We start from the raw sequence: 17401 nt of genomic DNA, 5'->3' as shown, positions 1-17401 counted from the left end.
GCCAAGTGGCTGGTCCGATGGATAGGGTCCCGAACTGATGGCAGCAGGACGAGAGCGGCGCTCGAAGGCCGAGACGTTCACGGCCCGGTGGAAGATGCAGTGGCACCGGGTCCGCGTCGGCCTGCGCAGAAGCGCCGTGGACTACTTCCGCGGCGACGGCTCCGACTGGATCGCGCTCGTCGGCCTGCTGCTCACCATTCCCGTCCTCGCGGCCCTGACACTCGGCAACTCGGTGTGGTTCGCGCCGGGCGCGCTGGTGCTGCCGATCGTCGCGGGCGGCCTGCTGCTGCGCCCGGCCAGCCTGCTCGGCCTGTACGCCACCGCGGCCACCGCGCTGATCGTGGAGTCGGTACGGCTCGGCCCGTACACCGAGGGGCCCTCCCGGGTCACCCCCGGCGTGGTCCTGGTGGTGGCCGCGTGCGGCTCCTTCGGGCTGCTCACCGCGCAGTTCCGCAGCCGGGTCGGCGTGCCCTGGCGGCGCGGCGGCACCATGCTGTTCGACCTGCGCGAGCGGATCCGGGTGCAGAGCAAGCTGCCCAAGCTGCCGCAGGGCTGGCACCACGAGATGGCGCTGCGCCCGGCGGGCGGCCAGTCCTTCTCCGGCGACTTCGTGGTCGCGGCCCGCACCAACGGCGGCCGCACCCTGGAGGTCGTCCTCACCGACGTCTCCGGCAAGGGCATGGACGCCGGATCGCGCGCCCTGCTGCTGTCGGGCGCCTTCGGCGGCCTGCTCGGCTCCCTCCCGCCGCACGCCTTCCTGCCCGCGGCCAACGGCTACCTGCTCCGCCAGGACTGGGACGAGGGCTTCGCCACCTCCATCCACCTGGTCCTCGACCTCGACTCCGGCGACTACGAGCTCTACTCCGCGGGACACCCGCCGGGCCTCCAGCTCAGCGCGGGCAGCGGCCGCTGGGAGGAGAAGGCGGCCGAGGGCCCGCTGCTCGGTGTCTACGACGGCGCCCAGTTCGACTCCACGAAGGGCTCGCTGCGGCCCGGTGACGTGCTCATGCTGTTCACGGACGGCTTGGTGGAGACCTCCGACCGGGACATCGTCGAGGGCATCGACCGGCTCACCGGCGAGGCCGACCGCTATGTCGCCGGCGGCTTCCACGGCGCCGCCTGGCACCTCATCGAAGCGGTCGCCAAGGACGTCAACGACGACCGGGCCCTGCTGCTCATCTGCCGCGAGACCACCTCGGCTCCCCGCTGAACCGGCTTCCGGACGCGCCGCGCACCGGTGACACTGGGGCGATGAACGCCACGCCACTCGGCCCGGCCGAGGCCGAGAGCCTCGCGCGGGCCGCGCACGAAGGACAGACCGACAAGGCCGGGCGGCCGTACGCCGAACACCTCGCGGCCGTCGCCGAAGGCGTACGGGCCCGGGGCGGGGACGCGGAGCAGATCACGGCGGCCTGGCTGCACGACGCCGTGGAGGACGGCGTGCTGAGCGAGGAGTGGCTGGAGGACGCCGCCCTGACGGAGCGCACCCGGGCCGTCGTGCGCGCCGTGACCAAGCGGGCCGGCGAGGACCCCGGCGCGTACGCGCGGCGCATCCTCGACACCCCGGGCGCGCTGCTGGTGAAGGAGGCCGACCTGGCGCACAACGCCGATCCGGCCCGGCTGGCGGCCCTGGACGAACCCACCCGGAGACGGCTGACCGAGAAGTACGCGCGGATGCGGGCACTTCTCGGTCTCGGTGCTCAGGCGGCCGTACGCCGTGACGGGGACGCTAGGCGCTGACCTTCTCCCGCCCGCGCTCCTTCTGCTGGCGTTCGCGGGCCAGTTCGGCCGCGTCCTGCTTGAACGCCCAGGTCATCCTCGGCTCCATCGCGAACCGGAACACCCGCCGCACCGGAGAGGTGCACAGCAGCGTGACGGCGGCGGCCGCGAGGACGGTGACCAGGATCTCGCCGAGCGGGCGGTGCAGCGCGGAGTGGTCGAACCAGCCCCGGTAGTCGGCGAACTTCACCAGGAAGCCGTGCAGCAGGTAGCCGTACAGGGTGCCCGCGCCCAGGGCCGTGAACCACAGCCTGCGGCCCGGCACCCAGGAGAAGAAGCACGCCGTCAGCAGCAGCGAGCAGCCCATCATCGCGAGCACCATCACCGGGCCGCACCACCACGGGGCGCCCAGTTCCTGCGCGGAGTCACGGTGGTAGAACCACGCCGTGTTCATGCGCGGCACCGCCCACCAGCCGAACGCGAGCGCGGCGGCGAACACCGGCACCGAGGCGATGCGCACCCAGCGCCGGCGCACCATCCGGAAGTACTCGGGCTTCATGCACAGGCCGAGCACGAAGTAGGGCAGGAACTGCAGCACGCGCTGCAGGTCGAGGTCGTCGCCGATGCTCGGGCTGACGCTGGCCAGCATGGCGATGCCGATGGCCACCGGGAGCGGCCAGCGCACCAGCTTCCACACCGGCGTGGTGAGCCGCCAGACGAACAGGGCGACCAGGAACCAGGTCAGGTACCAGGGATCGAGGAGGCTGATCTCCTCGTGCGAGTGGTCGACCGCGTTCTTGAAGAGCGGGTACGCCGTCTCGAACAGGATGTACGGCACGGCCACACCGGTGATCAGCCGCTTCAGCCGGTCCGGCCGCATGTCGAAACTGCGGGAGAAGTAGCCGGAGATGATGATGAACGCCGGCATGTGGAAGCTGTACACCACCGTGTAGAGGGCCTCCAGGACGCGGCTGTCGCCCTTGAGCGGCTCCCAGGAGTGGCCCATCGCCACCAGCACGATGGCCAGGTACTTGGCGTTGTCGAAGAACGAGTCACGCTGTCTGCCCGGTCTGTCGGCCGTGGTCCGCCCCTTCTGCTCACTCAGCGGGGTACGCGGACCGGGTACTCCGTCGGCCGGCGACTGCGCCGGGGGGAGTGGTCTGCGGTTCTGGCCGGGGGACGAGGCGGCTTCAAACATCTCAGGCACCCTAGCGTCGACTGTGGGATTCCGTAAAACCCCGCCTGTTATTCCTGGTTATCCCGTTCGAGTACCCCCTGATTTTCATAACTTGCCTCCCCTGTCCACGTGATGGTGGGCACAGCGGCACCCCTTGTTGACCCCTGATGTCCCGACTCATCGTGACTAATTAGGGCATACGTCGCCCCGGTGTCATCAATTCGAATTACCTGCGCACGTGATGTGTGGGCATGGAAACCAAACTGCGCAATTTCCTGTGCCGCAGGTGAGGGTGGGCCTGTCGAATTACTGTGCGGGGCCCGGGCGGCGCCGGGCCGGCACCCGACGTTGCGTCATGACCCGCATACAAGGGCCGGGTTGGTGGCACGATGGTTCTGGCTGGGGTGCGCGGGGCCGCGTCCCAGGGCCGGGAGAGCGGACCGACCGAAGGTGTGATCAGTTGTGGCCATTTCACTGTCCGTGGTGCTGCTGTTGGCGATCATCCTTGTGGTGCTGATCCGAGGGGGGAACATCAAGGCCGGCCCGGCCATCGTCGCCGTCCTCTTCGGGTTCTTCCTCGCCTCGACCGGCATGGCGCCGTCGATCAACCGCTTCATGAACTCGATAGCGGAGACGATCAACCAGATCAGCTTCTGACGCCCCGCGCCGCGCACCCGACGGCGCCCGCGCACCCGGCGGCGCCCGCGCACCGGGCGCGGAGGCGGCCGGTGCGCGCCTGTGGCGAGCCGGGGCGGCCAGGGCCCCGGAAAGCGATCAGGGCCGGGCGGAGGGGTGACCTCGCCCGGCCCTGGACCGTATGGAGCGGGCGACGGGAATCGAACCCGCGTAGCTAGTTTGGAAGACTAGGGCTCTACCATTGAGCTACGCCCGCGACAACGCGCCGCCGGTCTGTGACCGCGGCACTGCAGAGCATCGTAGCGGGTCGCCCGCCGCGGAGGCCAACGTGTTGGACCGGGGCGACGTCGTCTGCGCCGCGGCGGTGAAACCGGCCTGCGGAATCGGCCGGGACATGTACCCTACGTGTCGCACCAGACGGGGTGTGGCGCAGCTTGGTAGCGCGTCCGCTTTGGGAGCGGAAGGCCGTGGGTTCAAATCCCGCCACCCCGACCACCGGCTCACGGCATCCTGATGATCGCCTTTTGGGGCGCTGACCGGCTGCGGTTACTATGCAAGCTGCGCGCCCGTGTGTCCCGGCCCAGTCGGCCTACGAACTCCTCCGGGCGGCGAAATCCGCCGGACCAGTCTGGCTCCGGCAGAAACCAAGAAGTCAGCCACAAGGAGACCGAACCGTGAAGAGCGCCGTGGAGACCCTGAACCCGACCCGGGTTCGGCTCACTGTCGAGGTGCCCTTCGAGGAGCTCAAGGACAGCCTCGACGCGGCGTACAAGAAGATCAACCAGCAGGTCACGGTGAAGGGCTTCCGCAAGGGCAAGATCCCGGCCCGCGTCATCGACCAGCGGTTCGGCCGCGGTGCGGTGCTGGAGGAGGCCGTCAACGACGCGCTTCCGAAGTTCTACACCGAGGCGGTCAACGAGGCCGAGCTCAGCCCGCTGGGCCAGCCCGAGGTCGACATCACCGACCTGAAGGACGGCGAGACGCTGAACTTCACCGCCGAGGTCGACGTCCGCCCGGCCCTGGAGATCCCGGACTACTCCGGCATCGAGGTCGAGGTCGACGCCGTCGAGGTCACCGAAGAGGACGTCGAGAAGTCGGTCGAGCAGCTCCGTGAGCGCTTCGCCTCCACCTCCCCGGTGGAGCGCGCCGCCGAGGACGGCGACGTCGTCACGATCGACCTGGAGGCCAAGGTCGACGGCGAGGTCCTCGAGGACGGCATCGCCAACGGCGTCTCCTACACGATCGGCTCCGGCGAGCTGCTGGACGGCATCGACGACGCCGTGAAGGGCCTGGAGGCCGGTGGCGAGGCCACCTTCACCTCCGAGCTGAAGGGCGGCTCGGCCGCGGGCAAGGAGGCCGAGGTCACCGTCAAGGTCACCCAGGTCGCCGCCCGCGAACTGCCCGAGCTGGACGACGAGTTCGCGCAGCTCGCCTCCGAGTTCGACACCCTGGACGAGCTGAAGGCGGACAGCCGCAAGCGCCTGGGCGACATGAAGCAGTACGACCAGGCCACCCAGGCCCAGGAGCGCGTCCTGGAGAAGCTCCTCGAGCTGGTCGAGGTCCCGGTCCCCGAGAAGCTGCTCGAGGACGAGATCAACACCCGCAAGCACAACCTGGAGCACCACCAGCTCGGCCAGATGGGCCTCACCCTCGACAAGTACCTGGAGATCCAGGGCAAGACCGCCGAGGAGTTCGAGACCGAGACCCGCGACGCCGCGGTCAAGGGCATCAAGACCCAGTTCGTCCTCGACGAGCTGGTGAAGAAGGAGAACCTCAACGTCAACCAGGAGGAGCTCACCGAGCACCTCATGCGGCGTGCGGCCTCCTCCGGCATGTCCCCCGACCAGTTCGCCCAGGCCGTCGTCGAGGGCGGCCAGGTTCCGCTCCTGGTCGGCGAGGTCGCCCGCGGCAAGGCCCTGGCCGTCGTGGTCGAGGCCGCCACGGTGAAGGACACCAACGGCGAGGTCGTCGACCTGGACGACGAGGAGGAGGAGACCGAGGCCGTCGAGGCGTCGGAGACCTCCGAGGAGAACGCCGAGGGCTGAGCGGCCCCACGGCGCCTTCAGAGCGCGTAGGGCGGGCCCCCGGGGAGTGTGCTTCCCGGGGGCCCGCCCCGTTTCGCCCCCGGATCCGCGCCCGGCCCCGCCGCGCGGCCGCTACGCCCCCGGCGAACACCGTCATCTCCGGGATTCCCCGAGGGGACCTGAGCGTTAGGGTCCATGAATACGGGGGCAGGGGAGTCTCCTGAGACCCCCAGCCAAGCCTCCGGCAGGACGACGTGAGACGGCCCGGCGCCGTCGTAAGACGAGCAGGTGGATACGTGACGAATCTGATGCCCTCCGCCGCCGGCGAGCCTTCCATCGGTGGTGGCCTCGGCGACCAGGTCTACAACCGGCTGCTCAACGAGCGGATCATCTTCCTCGGTCAGCAGGTCGACGACGACATCGCCAACAAGATCACCGCACAGCTGCTGCTCCTCGCCGCGGACCCCGACAAGGACATCTACCTCTACATCAACAGCCCCGGCGGCTCGGTGACGGCCGGCATGGCGATCTACGACACCATGCAGTTCATCCCGAACGACGTGGTCACGATCGGCATGGGCATGGCGGCCTCGATGGGCCAGTTCCTGCTCACCGGCGGCACCGCCGGCAAGCGGTTCGCGCTGCCGCACACGGACATCATGATGCACCAGGGCTCCGCGGGCCTGGGCGGTACGGTCTCGGACATCAAGATCCAGGCCCAGTACCTGCTGCGCACCAAGAAGACCATGACCGAGCTGACCGCGTTCCACTCCGGCCAGTCGGTCGAGACGATCCTGCGCGACGCGGACCGCGACCGCTGGTTCACCCCGGAGGAGGCCAAGGAGTACGGCCTCATCGACGAGATCATCAGGAACGCCTCGGGTGTTCCGGGAGGCGGCGGCACCGGTGCCTGACCGGCCCGGCCACGCCAACCGCCGAGACACCAGCCCCCCGAACGCCACCAGGACGGTGAACACCCTCATGAGCAACTTCCCCGGCGCCGCCAGCGGTATGTACGAAGGGCCCCGGCCCGACAGCCGCTACGTCATCCCGCGCTTCGTCGAGCGCACCTCCCAGGGCATCCGCGAGTACGACCCGTACGCGAAGCTCTTCGAGGAGCGCGTGATCTTCCTGGGCGTCCAGATCGACGACGCCTCCGCCAACGACGTCATGGCGCAGCTGCTGTGCCTGGAGTCGATGGACCCCGACCGGGACATCTCGATCTACATCAACAGCCCCGGTGGCGACATGACGGCCCTCACGGCCATCTACGACACCATGCAGTTCGTGAAGCCGGACATCCAGACGGTGTGCATGGGCCAGGCGGCCTCCGCCGCGGCCATCCTGCTCGCCGCCGGCACCCCGGGCAAGCGCATGGCGCTGCCGAACTCGCGCGTGCTGATCCACCAGCCGGCCGGCTCCACCGGCCGCGGCCAGCTCTCCGACCTGGAGATCATCGCCAACGAGTTCACCCGGATGCGTGAGCAGCTCGAGAACATGCTGGCCAAGCACTCGAACCGGGACCTCGAGCAGGTCCGCGAGGACATCGAGCGCGACAAGATCCTCACGGCCGAGGAAGCGCTCGAGTACGGCATCGTCGACCAGATCATCTCCACCCGCAAGATGAACAACGCGGCGGTCCGCTGACCCGAGGCGGCGTAGTCTCAGGCCCCCTTGGCAGGGTTCGCGTCAAAGTGAACCCTGCCAAGGGGGACCCGAACACGGGGCCCGGCAAGGTACCGTCGGACATAAGGCAGCACCAGGAGCCGCTGGACCCGAGTGTCCAGTCGTCTCCCAGGCGAAGGGGAAGCACACCGTGGCACGCATCGGTGACGGCGGCGATCTGCTCAAGTGCTCGTTCTGCGGCAAGAGCCAGAAGCAGGTCAAGAAGCTCATCGCAGGTCCCGGTGTGTACATCTGCGACGAGTGCATCGATCTCTGCAACGAGATCATCGAGGAGGAGCTCGCGGAGACCAGCGAGGTGCGCTGGGAGGAACTCCCCAAGCCCCGCGAGATCTACGAGTTCCTCGAGGGCTACGTGGTCGGCCAGGAGGCCGCCAAGAAGGCCCTCTCGGTCGCGGTGTACAACCACTACAAGCGGGTCCAGGCGGGCGAGAACGGCGGCGCCCAGGGCCGTGACGACGCCATCGAGCTGGCGAAGTCCAACATCCTGCTGCTCGGCCCCACCGGCTCGGGCAAGACGCTCCTCGCGCAGACGCTGGCCCGCATGCTGAACGTGCCCTTCGCGATCGCCGACGCGACGGCGCTGACCGAGGCGGGCTACGTCGGCGAGGACGTGGAGAACATCCTCCTCAAGCTGATCCAGGCGGCCGACTACGACGTCAAGAAGGCCGAGACCGGGATCATCTACATCGACGAGATCGACAAGGTGGCCCGCAAGAGCGAGAACCCGTCGATCACCCGTGACGTGTCCGGCGAGGGCGTCCAGCAGGCCCTGCTGAAGATCCTCGAGGGCACCACGGCCTCGGTCCCGCCGCAGGGCGGCCGCAAGCACCCGCACCAGGAGTTCATCCAGATCGACACGACGAACGTGCTGTTCATCGTGGGCGGTGCCTTCGCCGGCCTGGAGAAGATCATCGAGTCCCGTGCGGGCGCCAAGGGCATCGGCTTCGGCGCGACGATCCACTCCAAGCGCGAGCTGGAGGCCAAGGACCAGTTCGAGGACGTCATGCCCGAGGACCTGGTCAAGTTCGGCATGATCCCCGAGTTCATCGGCCGCCTGCCGGTGATCACCTCGGTGCACAACCTGGACCGCGAGGCCCTGCTCCAGATCCTGGTCGAGCCCCGCAACGCCCTGGTCAAGCAGTACCAGCGCCTCTTCGAACTCGACGGCGTGGAGCTGGACTTCGAGCGCGAGGCCCTGGAGGCCATCGCCGACCAGGCCATCCTCCGCCAGACCGGCGCACGCGGCCTGCGCGCCATCATGGAGGAGGTCCTCATGTCGGTCATGTACGAGGTCCCGTCCCGCAAGGACGTCGCCCGCGTCGTCATCACGGCCGACGTCGTCCACTCCAACGTCAACCCCACCCTGATCCCCCGGGACTCCAGGGGCCGCGGGACCGGCGAGCAGAAGACGGCGTAGGCGCCGCACCGGACACACGAGAAGGGCCCGGCCACCCGGCCGGGCCCTTCTCGCACGTCCAGCGCCGTCACGCCTTGACGCGGACCTCCTTGCGGAACTTGGCCGTCAGCTCGGCCGCACCGGCGAGATCGGCGCTCTTGCCCGCCATCGCGTCCGCCATCTGGAGGCTGATGATCGCGCCCATCGTGCTGTGGTCGCCCCAGATGCAGACCGGCATGCTGATCGCGCCGGGTCCGCCGGACGAGGATCCGGTGGACGAGTCGTTCTTGTACTTGATCTCCTGGCACTTGAGGACCGCGCCGTCGAGCCCGCTGGGCGAGAAGGACTGCGGGCTGCCGATGACCTGGCCCTCTTTCCCGTCCTTCGCGGCGCTCTTCTTCATCTCGGCGAACATGCCGTCGACGACGGCCTCGGGGTCCTCGATGTCGCCGTACACGCCCATGAAGTTGATGACCTTGCCGGCGAGCGGGTTGCTCTTGTCACCGGACTGGTAGCCGGCGTGCACGTCCTGGGCGTTCTTCACGCCGTGCTTCTCGGCGTCCTTCACATCGTTCTCGTCGAAGCCGCCGCTGTCCTGGGCGGCGGACTTCTTGTACTCGCCGAGCACCGTCGCCGGCGTCGTCAGCTTGTGGGGGCCGTCGTCCGCGACGTCCGAGCCGCTGCTGCCGCCCAGCGCGAAGTACGCGCCCACCGCGATCGCCGCGACGACCGCCACCGCGCCGATGATCAGGCCCGTCTTCTTCTTGCCCCCGCCCGGGGCCGGCGGCTGCGGGGCGCCGTAGGGCTGCTGGCCGTAGGCGCCGGGCTGCTGGCCGTAAGGGCCCTGCTGCTGGGGCACGCCGCCCTGCTGCGGGTAGCCGTAACCGGGCTGCGGCGGGGCCGGGGGAGTCTGCTGAGGGTAGCCGTAGCCGGGCTGCGGTGCCTGCGGCTGCTGGCCGTAGGGGCCCGGCTGGCCGTAGGGACCAGGCTGCCCCGGCTGGCCGTAGGGCGGCTGCTGGCCGTACGGGCCCGGCTGGTTGTTGCTCATTCCTGGGTTCCCCCTCAGATGCTTATGTGTTCCTGACATCCTGTCCCAGGAGCAAGGGGCGCACGGCACCGGGGGCCGCACCGTTACAGAACAAACGCGTTTCGGGACCACCCCGTGACACCTCTAAACTGACCCCCGTGACCGAGAACGCTCAGCAGCAGCCACCCGCGCCCGACAACGAACTGCCGACCCAGTACGCGCCGGCCGATGTAGAGGGGCCGCTGTACGAGCGCTGGGTGGAGCGGGGTTACTTCGAGGCGGACGCGAAGAGCGACAAGCCGCCGTACACCGTCGTCATCCCGCCGCCGAACGTCACCGGCAGCCTCCACCTGGGCCACGCCTTCGAGCACACGCTCATCGACGCCCTGACCCGCCGCAAGCGCATGCAGGGCTTCGAGACGCTGTGGCAGCCGGGCATGGACCACGCCGGCATCGCCACCCAGAACGTCGTCGAGCGCGAGCTCGGCAAGGAGGGCAAGTCCCGCCACGACCTCGGCCGCGAGGCGTTCGTCGAGCGCGTCTGGCAGTGGAAGGGCGAGTCCGGCGGCCAGATCTCCGGCCAGATGCGCCGCCTCGGTGACGGCGTCGCCTGGTCGCGTGAGCGCTTCACCATGGACGAGGGCCTGTCCCAGGCCGTCCAGACCATCTTCAAGCGGCTCTACGACGACGAGCTGATCTACCGCGCCGAGCGCATCATCAACTGGTGCCCGCGGTGCCTGACGGCCATCTCCGACATCGAGGTCGAGTACCAGGACGACGACGGCGAGCTGGTCTCCATGAAGTACGGGGAGGGGGACGACACCATCGTCGTCGCCACCACCCGTGCCGAGACCATGCTCGGCGACACCGCGGTCGCCGTCCACCCCGACGACGAGCGCTACCGGCACCTCGTCGGCAAGCTCATCAGGCTCCCGCTGACCGACCGCTCCATCCCGGTCGTCGCGGACGAGCACGTCGACCCCGAGTTCGGCACCGGCGCCGTCAAGGTCACCCCGGCCCACGACCCGAACGACTTCGAGATCGGCCAGCGGCACGACCTGCCGTCCCTCACCGTGATGGACGAGCACGCCGTCATCACCGCGCACGGCCCCTTCCAGGGCCTGGACCGCCTCGAGGCCCGCTCCGCCATCGTCGCCGCCCTGCGCGCCGAGGGCCGGATCGTCGCCGAGAAGCGTCCCTACGTCCACTCCGTCGGCCACTGCTCGCGCTGCAAGACCACCATCGAGCCGCGCCTGTCCATGCAGTGGTGGGTCAAGGTCGGCCCGCTCGCCAAGGCGGCCGGCGACGCCGTCCGCGACGGCAAGGTCAAGATCCACCCGCAGGAGATGGAGAAGCGGTACTTCGACTGGGTCGACAACCTCCACGACTGGTGCATCTCGCGGCAGCTGTGGTGGGGCCACCGCATCCCGGTCTGGTACGGCCCGAACGGCGAGGTCGTCTGCGTCGGCCCCGACGAGCGTCCGCCCGGCACCGAGGCGGAGGGCTGGAAGCAGGACACCGACGTCCTCGACACCTGGTTCTCCTCCGGCCTGTGGCCGTTCTCCACCCTCGGCTGGCCCGAACAGACCGAGAGCCTCGCGAAGTTCTACCCGAACTCCGTCCTGGTCACCGGCTACGACATCCTCTTCTTCTGGGTCGCCCGGATGATGATGTTCGGCCTCTACGCGATGGATGGCACCCCGCCGTTCCACACCATCGCCCTGCACGGCATGGTCCGCGACCAGTTCGGCAAGAAGATGTCGAAGTCCTTCGGCAACGCGGTCAACCCGCTGGACTGGATGGACAAGTACGGCTCCGACGCCCTCCGGTTCACCCTCGCCCGCGGCGCCAACCCCGGCGTCGACGTGCCCATCGGCGAGGACTGGGTCCAGGGCTCCCGCAACTTCGCCAACAAGATCTGGAACGCCACCCGCTTCGCGCTGATGAACGGCGCGACCGTGGACGGCCCGCTGCCGGACGCGGCGAGCATGTCCGCCACCGACCGCTGGATCCTGTCCCGGCTCAACTCGGTCGTCGCCGAGGTCGACGCGTTCTACGACGACTTCCAGTTCGCCAAGCTCTCCGACGCCCTCTTCCACTTCGCCTGGGACGAGGTCTTCGACTGGTACGTCGAGCTGTCCAAGACGACGTTCCAGGCGGGCGGCGAGGCGGCCGAGGTCTCCAAGCGCGTCCTGGGCGAGGTCCTCGACGTCACCCTCAGGCTGCTGCACCCGGTCGTCCCGTTCGTCACGGAGACCCTGTGGACCACCCTCACGGGTGGCGAGTCGGTCGTCATCGCGGACTGGCCGAAGGACAGCGGCTTCCGCGACCCGGCGGCCGAGCGGGAGATCGAGACCCTGCAGTCCGTCATCACCGAGGTCCGCCGCTTCCGCGCCGACCAGGGCCTGCAGCCCGGCCAGCGGGTCCCGGCCCGGCTGACCCTGGACGGCACGGCGCTGGCCGCGCACGAGGCCGCCATCCGACAGTTGCTGCGCCTGCAGCCGGAGGGCGAGTCCTTCACGGCCACGGCCACCCTGCCGGTCGCCGGCGCCGAGGTCGCCCTCGACCTCTCCGGCACCATCGACGTGGCCGCCGAGCGCAAGCGCCTGGCGAAGGACCTGGCCGCAGCGGAGAAGGAGAAGGCCCAGGCCACGGCGAAGCTCGGCAACGAGGCGTTCCTGGCGAAGGCCCCGGAGAACGTGGTCGACAAGATCCGCACCCGCCTCGCCAAGGCCGACGAGGACATCGCCCGCATCCAGGCCCAGCTCGACAGGCTCCCGCAGGCGTAACGCCCCGGCGCGCCCGTCGGCGCGGACGACGGCCGAAGGCCCCCGGAACCGCACGGCTCCGGGGGCCTTCGCCAGCCCATGCCGGCGCGGCTCCGTAGACTGGCACCGTGAGCGACCACCCCGGCACCAGCGACACCCCCGACCCCCTCGACGGCTTCGACGAGATCATCGACGCCGAGACCACCCGCGACCCCGACCTCGCCGTCATCGAGGCCGGCAGCCGCACCCTGCGCACCCAGGGCGGCCCGCCGCAGGCCGACGTACCGGCCCGGCCGGAGGACCCCGAGGTCGACAAGGCCCTGCGCGAGGTCGAGGCGGAGCTGGCCACCCGCTGGGGCGAGACCAAGCTGGAGCCCTCCGTCAGCCGGATCGCCGCGCTGATGGACCTGCTCGGCGAGCCGCAGCGCTCGTACCCCTCGATCCACATCACCGGGACGAACGGCAAGACCTCCACGGCCCGCATGATCGAGGCCCTGCTCGGCGCCTTCGAGCTGCGCACCGGCCGCTACACCAGCCCGCACGTGCAGTCCATCACCGAGCGGATCAGCCTGGACGGCGCGCCGATCACCGCCGAGCGGTTCATCGAGACGTACCAGGACATCAAGCCGTACATCGAGATGGTCGACGCCTCGCAGGAGTACCGGCTGTCCTTCTTCGAGGTGCTCACCGGAATGGCCTACGCCGCCTTCGCGGACGCCCCGGTCGACGTGGCCGTGGTGGAGGTGGGCATGGGCGGCTCCTGGGACGCCACCAACGTGATCGACGGCGACGTCGCGGTGATCACCCCCATCGGCCTCGACCACACCGACCGGCTCGGGAACACCCCGGGGGAGATCGCGGGGGAGAAGGGCGGCGTCATCAAGCAGGGCGCGACCGTCATCCTGGCGCAGCAGCCGGTGGACGCGGCGCAGGTGCTGCTGAAGAAGGCCGTCGAGGTCGACGCCACCGTGGCTCGCGAGGGCCTGGAGTTCGGCGTGACCGCCCGGCAGATCGCCGTCGGCGGGCAGATGCTCACCCTGCGCGGCCTGGGCGGTGAGTACGAGGAGGTCTACCTCCCGCTGCACGGCGCCCACCAGGCGCACAACGCTGCCGTCGCGCTCGCCGCGGTGGAGGCGTTCTTCGGCGTCGGCGCGCAGCGCGCGGAGCCGCTGGACATCGACACCGTGCGCAAGGCGTTCGCGGCCGTCTCCTCGCCGGGGCGCCTCGAGGTCGTACGGCGCTCGCCCACCGTCGTCCTGGACGCCGCCCACAACCCGCCGGGCGCGGAGGCCGCCGCCGAGGCGGTGCGCGAGGCGTTCGACTTCAGCCGGCTGATCGGCGTGGTCGGGGCGAGCGGCGACAAGAACGTGCGCGGTCTGCTGGAGGCATTCGAGCCGATCTTCGCCGAGGTCGTCGTCACCCAGAACTCCAGCCACCGCGCCATGGACGCGGACGAGCTGGCCGCCATCGCCGTCGAGGTGTTCGGCGAGGACCGCGTGCAGGTCGAGCCGCGGCTGCCCGAGGCCCTGGAGGCCGCGATCACGCTGGCCGAGGAGGAGGGCGAGTTCGCCGGCGGCGGGGTGCTGGTCACCGGCTCGGTCATCACGGTGGGCGAGGCCCGCCTGCTGCTGGGAAAGGGCTGAGGAGTCCGTCGTGCGTACGCTCTGTTCATCGACGCTGATCGGCGAGTTCTTCGTCATCGGGTTCGCCGCTCTCGTGGCCATGAAGGACCCGGACCTGTCCACGTCGACGGTCTGGCTGGTCAGCGGCATCGCCATGGTCCTGTGCGTGCTGCTGTGCGGCATGGTGACCCGGCCGGGCGGCGTCGCCCTCGGCTGGGCGCTGCAGCTCGCCCTGATCGCCTCCGGCGTCTTCGTCCCGGCCATGTACTTCATGGGCGCGGTGTTCGCCGCCCTGTGGTGGGCGTCGGTCCACTACGGACGGAAGGTGGACGAGGCGAAGGCCAGGTTCGCCGCCCGGGCGGAGTCCGCGGACCCCGGCCCCTCTACACCTGACGCTGCGTGACGGCGGCGAGGACACGCCCTGTAACCTCGTGCCACCGCACATGTCAGTCGTAAGGAGCCCCTCGTGAGCCAGCGCACCCTCGTCCTCCTCAAGCCCGACGCCGTCCGTCGCGGCCTGACCGGCGAGATCATCAGCCGTATCGAGCGCAAGGCCGGCTGGCAGATCACCGCGCTGGAGCTGCGCACCCTGGACCAGGACACGCTGGAGCAGCACTACGGCGAGCACAAGGGCAAGCCCTTCTACGAGCCGCTGGTGGAGTTCATGGCCTCCGGCCCGGTCGTGGCGCTGATCGTCGAGGGCGAGCGGGTCATCGAGGGGCTGCGCGCGCTGGCCGGCCCCACCGACCCGATCGCCGCCGCGCCCGGCTCCATCCGGGGCGACTACGGCGTCATCGTCCGGGAGAACCTGATCCACGCCTCCGACTCGGAGGAGTCCGCCGAGCGCGAGGTGAAGATCTTCTTCCCGGGCCGCGCCTGACCCCCCACCTGGCGGAATTTCCGCGAATTTTTCTGAGGGGGCGTCAGCTCCGCTCGGACCCCCGACCTGGGGCGGCCGTACCTTTTCGGCCGCCCTTCGGCATATGCGATGCCGATAGGGGGAACGTGTGCCCCCGATGGGCCGTCTCCACAAGCGGGGCGGCGCGCCATCTGGTGACAATGGCGGAGACCCTCGCGCAGTGTTCGCGCAGGCGCGTTTACGATGGAAGCCTTCGCGTCACAGCACCCGCCTCGCCGACCTGATATGCCCTCAAAAGCCAGGTAAGGCCAGATCAATCCGGATGGGGAACTCAATGTCGTTCATCGGCCGTGACATGGCTGTCGACCTCGGGACCGCCAACACGCTGGTGTACGTCAGGGGCCGCGGCATCGTGCTCAACGAGCCGTCCGTCGTCGCCATCAACACCAACACCGGTGGCATCCTCGCGGTCGGCGCCGAAGCGAAGAAGATGATCGGCCGCACCCCGGGCAACATCGTCGCCGTGCGTCCGCTGAAGGACGGTGTCATCGCGGACTTCGAGATCACCGAGCGTATGCTGCGCTACTTCATCCTGAAGATCCACAAGCGCCGCTACCTCGCCCGGCCGCGCGTCGTGGTCTGTGTGCCCTCGGGCATCACGGGCGTCGAGCGCCGCGCCGTCATCGAGGCGTCCTCCCAGGCCGGCGCCCGCCAGGTGCACATCATCGAGGAGCCCATGGCGGCCGCCATCGGCTCCGGTCTGCCGGTCCACGAGGCCACCGGCAACATGGTGGTGGACATCGGCGGCGGCACCACGGAGGTCGCGGTCATCTCGCTCGGCGGCATCGTCACCGCGCAGTCCATCCGGGTGGCGGGCGACGAACTGGACAACGCGATCATCCAGTACATCAAGAAGGAGTACAGCCTGCTGCTCGGCGAGCGCACGGCCGAGCAGATCAAGATCACGATCGGTTCCGCGTACGAACTCGACGCCGACGAACACACCGAGGTGCGCGGCCGCGACCTGGTCTCCGGACTGCCGAAGACCGTGGTCATCTCCGCCGCCGAGGTCCGCAAGGCCATCGAGGAACCGGTCAACGCCATCGTCGACGCCGTCAAGACCACCCTCGACAAGTGCCCGCCGGAACTGTCCGGCGACATCATGGACCGGGGCATCGTGCTGACCGGCGGCGGCGCCCTGCTGCGCGGGCTGGACGAGCGGCTGCGGCGCGAGACCGGCATGCCGATCCACATCGCCGAGGACCCGCTGGACAGCGTGGCGCTCGGCTCGGGCAAGTGCGTCGAGGAGTTCGAGGCGCTCCAGCAGGTGCTGGACGCCCAGCCCCGCCGATGAGTCCGCTCCCCGGACCTGCCGGCCGGGCGGCTCCCCGGATCCGCCGTGCGGGACCACTCCGCTCGTGCGGCGGGTCGTTGACATAGAGGCACAAGCTCCCGCAAATGGACCCCCAAGGTGAGCGCTCGAATCGCGCACACCGCCGGGGGTCCCCGAATTCCACTCGAGGAAAGGCACGGCCGCCGCACGTGAGGGACACGAAAGAGAGCCGGCTGCTCCTGGTCCTGCTGATCGCCATCGCGTTCGCGCTGATCACGGTGGACATCCGCGGGGGCCGGAACTCCCCTGTCGACGGCGCGCGGCAGGCCGCCGCCGCTGCCTTCGGCCCGATCGAGAACGGGCTGTCCTCGGCGGTCGACCCGGTCGGCGAGGCCGTCTCCGCCGTCCGCGACTCCGGGACCCGCCACGACCGGCTCGCCGCGCTGGAGAAGGAGAACGCGGCCCTCAAGGCGAAGCTCGGCAGCGACGACCGCAACCGCAGCCGCCTCACCCAGCTCGACAAGATGCTGAAGATCGCCGGCGAGGGCCAGTACGGCATCAAGGGCGCCCAGGTCATCGCCATAGGGTCGGCGCAGGGCTTCTCCTGGACCATCACCATCGACGCCGGCGCCGCCGATGGCATCCAGCGCGACATGACCGTGCTGAACGGCGACGGGCTCGTCGGCCGGGTCACTACCGTCGGCCCGCACACCGCCACCGTGCTGCTCGCCAACGACCCCGACTTCACCGTCGGCACCCGCATGGAGAACAGCGACGAACTCGGTTTCGCATCCGGCCAGGGCGACCGCCCGCTGCGGGTGGAACTCCTCAACGGCAAGGCCGAGGTGAAGAAGGGCGACCGCCTCGTCACCTTCGGCTCCCAGGCCGACAAGCCCTTCGTGCCCGGCGTCCCGGTCGGTGTGGTCTCCCGGATCGACCCCTCCGGCAGCGGCCTCACCCGCACGCTCTACGTCACGCCGTACGTCGGCTTCAGCAAGCTCGACGTCGTCGGCGTGGTCGTCCAGGGCCCCAAGCGGGACCCGCGCGACGAGGTCCTGCCGAGCAAGCCCAAGCCGACGCCCACGCCGACGGTGACCGTCACGGTCTCCCCCTCGGCTGGCGCGTCCGGCACCAACGAGCAGCAGCAGTAGGAG

General features: G+C 69.7%; 15 protein-coding genes and 2 tRNA genes. 14 read left to right on the top strand and 3 right to left on the bottom strand.

The window, feature by feature from the left end; all coding sequences use genetic code 11:
- The first annotated feature begins 37 nt into the window (after window positions 1-37).
- Together TNCT1_RS15895 and TNCT1_RS15890 are read left to right on the top strand one after the other, a co-directional pair.
- Window positions 38-1210 carry a PP2C family protein-serine/threonine phosphatase gene (locus TNCT1_RS15895; protein ID WP_143632341.1) on the top strand — a complete coding sequence of 391 codons (1173 nt, stop codon included), beginning with the start codon at window positions 38-40 and terminating at the stop codon, window positions 1208-1210.
- Between the two features lie 41 nt (window positions 1211-1251).
- Window positions 1252-1740 (top strand): HD domain-containing protein, encoded by a 489-nt coding sequence (locus TNCT1_RS15890; protein WP_143632339.1) that lies wholly within the window; start codon window positions 1252-1254, stop codon window positions 1738-1740.
- Here the strand turns inward: TNCT1_RS15890 and TNCT1_RS15885 are convergent.
- Window positions 1730-2917, bottom strand: coding sequence for an acyltransferase family protein (locus TNCT1_RS15885; RefSeq protein WP_143632337.1), 1188 nt, complete (start codon window positions 2915-2917; stop codon window positions 1730-1732). The genes TNCT1_RS15890 and TNCT1_RS15885 overlap by 11 nt on opposite strands.
- A gap of 441 nt (window positions 2918-3358) precedes the next feature.
- Between TNCT1_RS15885 and TNCT1_RS15880 the strand changes: the two genes are divergently transcribed.
- Window positions 3359-3553, top strand: coding sequence for a hypothetical protein (locus TNCT1_RS15880; protein WP_143632335.1), 195 nt, complete (start codon window positions 3359-3361; stop codon window positions 3551-3553).
- Window positions 3554-3714: 161 nt separating this feature from the next.
- Here the strand turns inward: TNCT1_RS15880 and TNCT1_RS15875 are convergent.
- A tRNA-Gly gene (locus TNCT1_RS15875) sits at window positions 3715-3788 on the bottom strand.
- 162 nt (window positions 3789-3950) lie between these two features.
- Here TNCT1_RS15875 and TNCT1_RS15870 point away from each other — a divergent pair.
- From TNCT1_RS15870 to clpX, 5 genes are all read left to right on the top strand, one after another.
- Window positions 3951-4027, top strand: a tRNA-Pro gene (locus TNCT1_RS15870).
- A 179-nt stretch (window positions 4028-4206) separates the two neighbouring features.
- Window positions 4207-5577 (top strand): trigger factor, encoded by a 1371-nt coding sequence (gene tig / locus TNCT1_RS15865; RefSeq protein WP_143632333.1) that lies wholly within the window; start codon window positions 4207-4209, stop codon window positions 5575-5577.
- Window positions 5578-5864: 287 nt separating this feature from the next.
- Window positions 5865-6470: an ATP-dependent Clp protease proteolytic subunit gene (locus tag TNCT1_RS15860; RefSeq protein ID WP_143632556.1), complete on the top strand. Its 606-nt coding sequence runs from the start codon at window positions 5865-5867 to the stop codon at window positions 6468-6470.
- A gap of 67 nt (window positions 6471-6537) precedes the next feature.
- Window positions 6538-7203 (top strand): ATP-dependent Clp protease proteolytic subunit, encoded by a 666-nt coding sequence (locus TNCT1_RS15855; protein WP_143632331.1) that lies wholly within the window; start codon window positions 6538-6540, stop codon window positions 7201-7203.
- A 169-nt stretch (window positions 7204-7372) separates the two neighbouring features.
- Complete coding sequence (gene clpX, locus TNCT1_RS15850) at window positions 7373-8659, top strand: ATP-dependent Clp protease ATP-binding subunit ClpX (RefSeq protein WP_143632329.1); 1287 nt, start codon at window positions 7373-7375, stop codon at window positions 8657-8659.
- 67 nt (window positions 8660-8726) lie between these two features.
- Here clpX and TNCT1_RS15845 read toward each other — a convergent pair whose 3' ends face one another.
- Window positions 8727-9686 carry a hypothetical protein gene (locus tag TNCT1_RS15845; protein ID WP_143632327.1) on the bottom strand — a complete coding sequence of 320 codons (960 nt, stop codon included), beginning with the start codon at window positions 9684-9686 and terminating at the stop codon, window positions 8727-8729.
- Window positions 9687-9823: 137 nt separating this feature from the next.
- Between TNCT1_RS15845 and TNCT1_RS15840 the strand changes: the two genes are divergently transcribed.
- From TNCT1_RS15840 to mreC, 6 genes are all read left to right on the top strand, one after another.
- A complete protein-coding gene (locus TNCT1_RS15840; protein ID WP_143632325.1) occupies window positions 9824-12454 on the top strand; it encodes a valine--tRNA ligase in 2631 nt (876 codons plus the stop codon).
- Between the two features lie 107 nt (window positions 12455-12561).
- Entirely contained in the window at window positions 12562-14076 is a 1515-nt protein-coding gene (locus TNCT1_RS15835) for a folylpolyglutamate synthase/dihydrofolate synthase family protein (protein WP_143632323.1), read from the top strand.
- 10 nt (window positions 14077-14086) lie between these two features.
- Window positions 14087-14458: a DUF4233 domain-containing protein gene (locus TNCT1_RS15830; RefSeq protein WP_143632321.1), complete on the top strand. Its 372-nt coding sequence runs from the start codon at window positions 14087-14089 to the stop codon at window positions 14456-14458.
- Between the two features lie 63 nt (window positions 14459-14521).
- A complete protein-coding gene (ndk, locus tag TNCT1_RS15825; RefSeq protein WP_104780585.1) occupies window positions 14522-14935 on the top strand; it encodes a nucleoside-diphosphate kinase in 414 nt (137 codons plus the stop codon).
- 313 nt (window positions 14936-15248) lie between these two features.
- Window positions 15249-16268 carry a rod shape-determining protein gene (locus TNCT1_RS15820; protein ID WP_116151120.1) on the top strand — a complete coding sequence of 340 codons (1020 nt, stop codon included), beginning with the start codon at window positions 15249-15251 and terminating at the stop codon, window positions 16266-16268.
- Window positions 16269-16456: 188 nt separating this feature from the next.
- Window positions 16457-17398, top strand: coding sequence for a rod shape-determining protein MreC (gene mreC / locus TNCT1_RS15815; protein WP_143632319.1), 942 nt, complete (start codon window positions 16457-16459; stop codon window positions 17396-17398).
- The last annotated feature ends 3 nt before the right edge of the window (window positions 17399-17401 follow it).

This window comes from Streptomyces sp. 1-11, from assembly GCF_007176755.1.
Lineage (GTDB): Bacteria > Actinomycetota > Actinomycetes > Streptomycetales > Streptomycetaceae > Streptomyces.
Note: the sequence above shows the minus strand (reverse complement) of the source record. Positions and strands in the feature narration are given on the sequence as shown.

Excerpts from the sequence above, each read along its gene's own strand:
- TNCT1_RS15855 (WP_143632331.1), top strand. The coding sequence starts at position 6,538 with ATGAGCAACTTCCCCGGCGCCGCCAGCGGTATGTACGAAGGGCCCCGG.
- TNCT1_RS15845 (WP_143632327.1), bottom strand. The coding sequence starts at position 9,686 with ATGAGCAACAACCAGCCGGGCCCGTACGGCCAGCAGCCGCCCTACGGC.
- TNCT1_RS15895 (WP_143632341.1), top strand. The coding sequence starts at position 38 with ATGGCAGCAGGACGAGAGCGGCGCTCGAAGGCCGAGACGTTCACGGCC.
- TNCT1_RS15890 (WP_143632339.1), top strand. The coding sequence starts at position 1,252 with ATGAACGCCACGCCACTCGGCCCGGCCGAGGCCGAGAGCCTCGCGCGG.
- TNCT1_RS15860 (WP_143632556.1), top strand. The coding sequence starts at position 5,865 with ATGCCCTCCGCCGCCGGCGAGCCTTCCATCGGTGGTGGCCTCGGCGAC.
- TNCT1_RS15885 (WP_143632337.1), bottom strand. The coding sequence starts at position 2,917 with ATGTTTGAAGCCGCCTCGTCCCCCGGCCAGAACCGCAGACCACTCCCC.
- TNCT1_RS15820 (WP_116151120.1), top strand. The coding sequence starts at position 15,249 with ATGTCGTTCATCGGCCGTGACATGGCTGTCGACCTCGGGACCGCCAAC.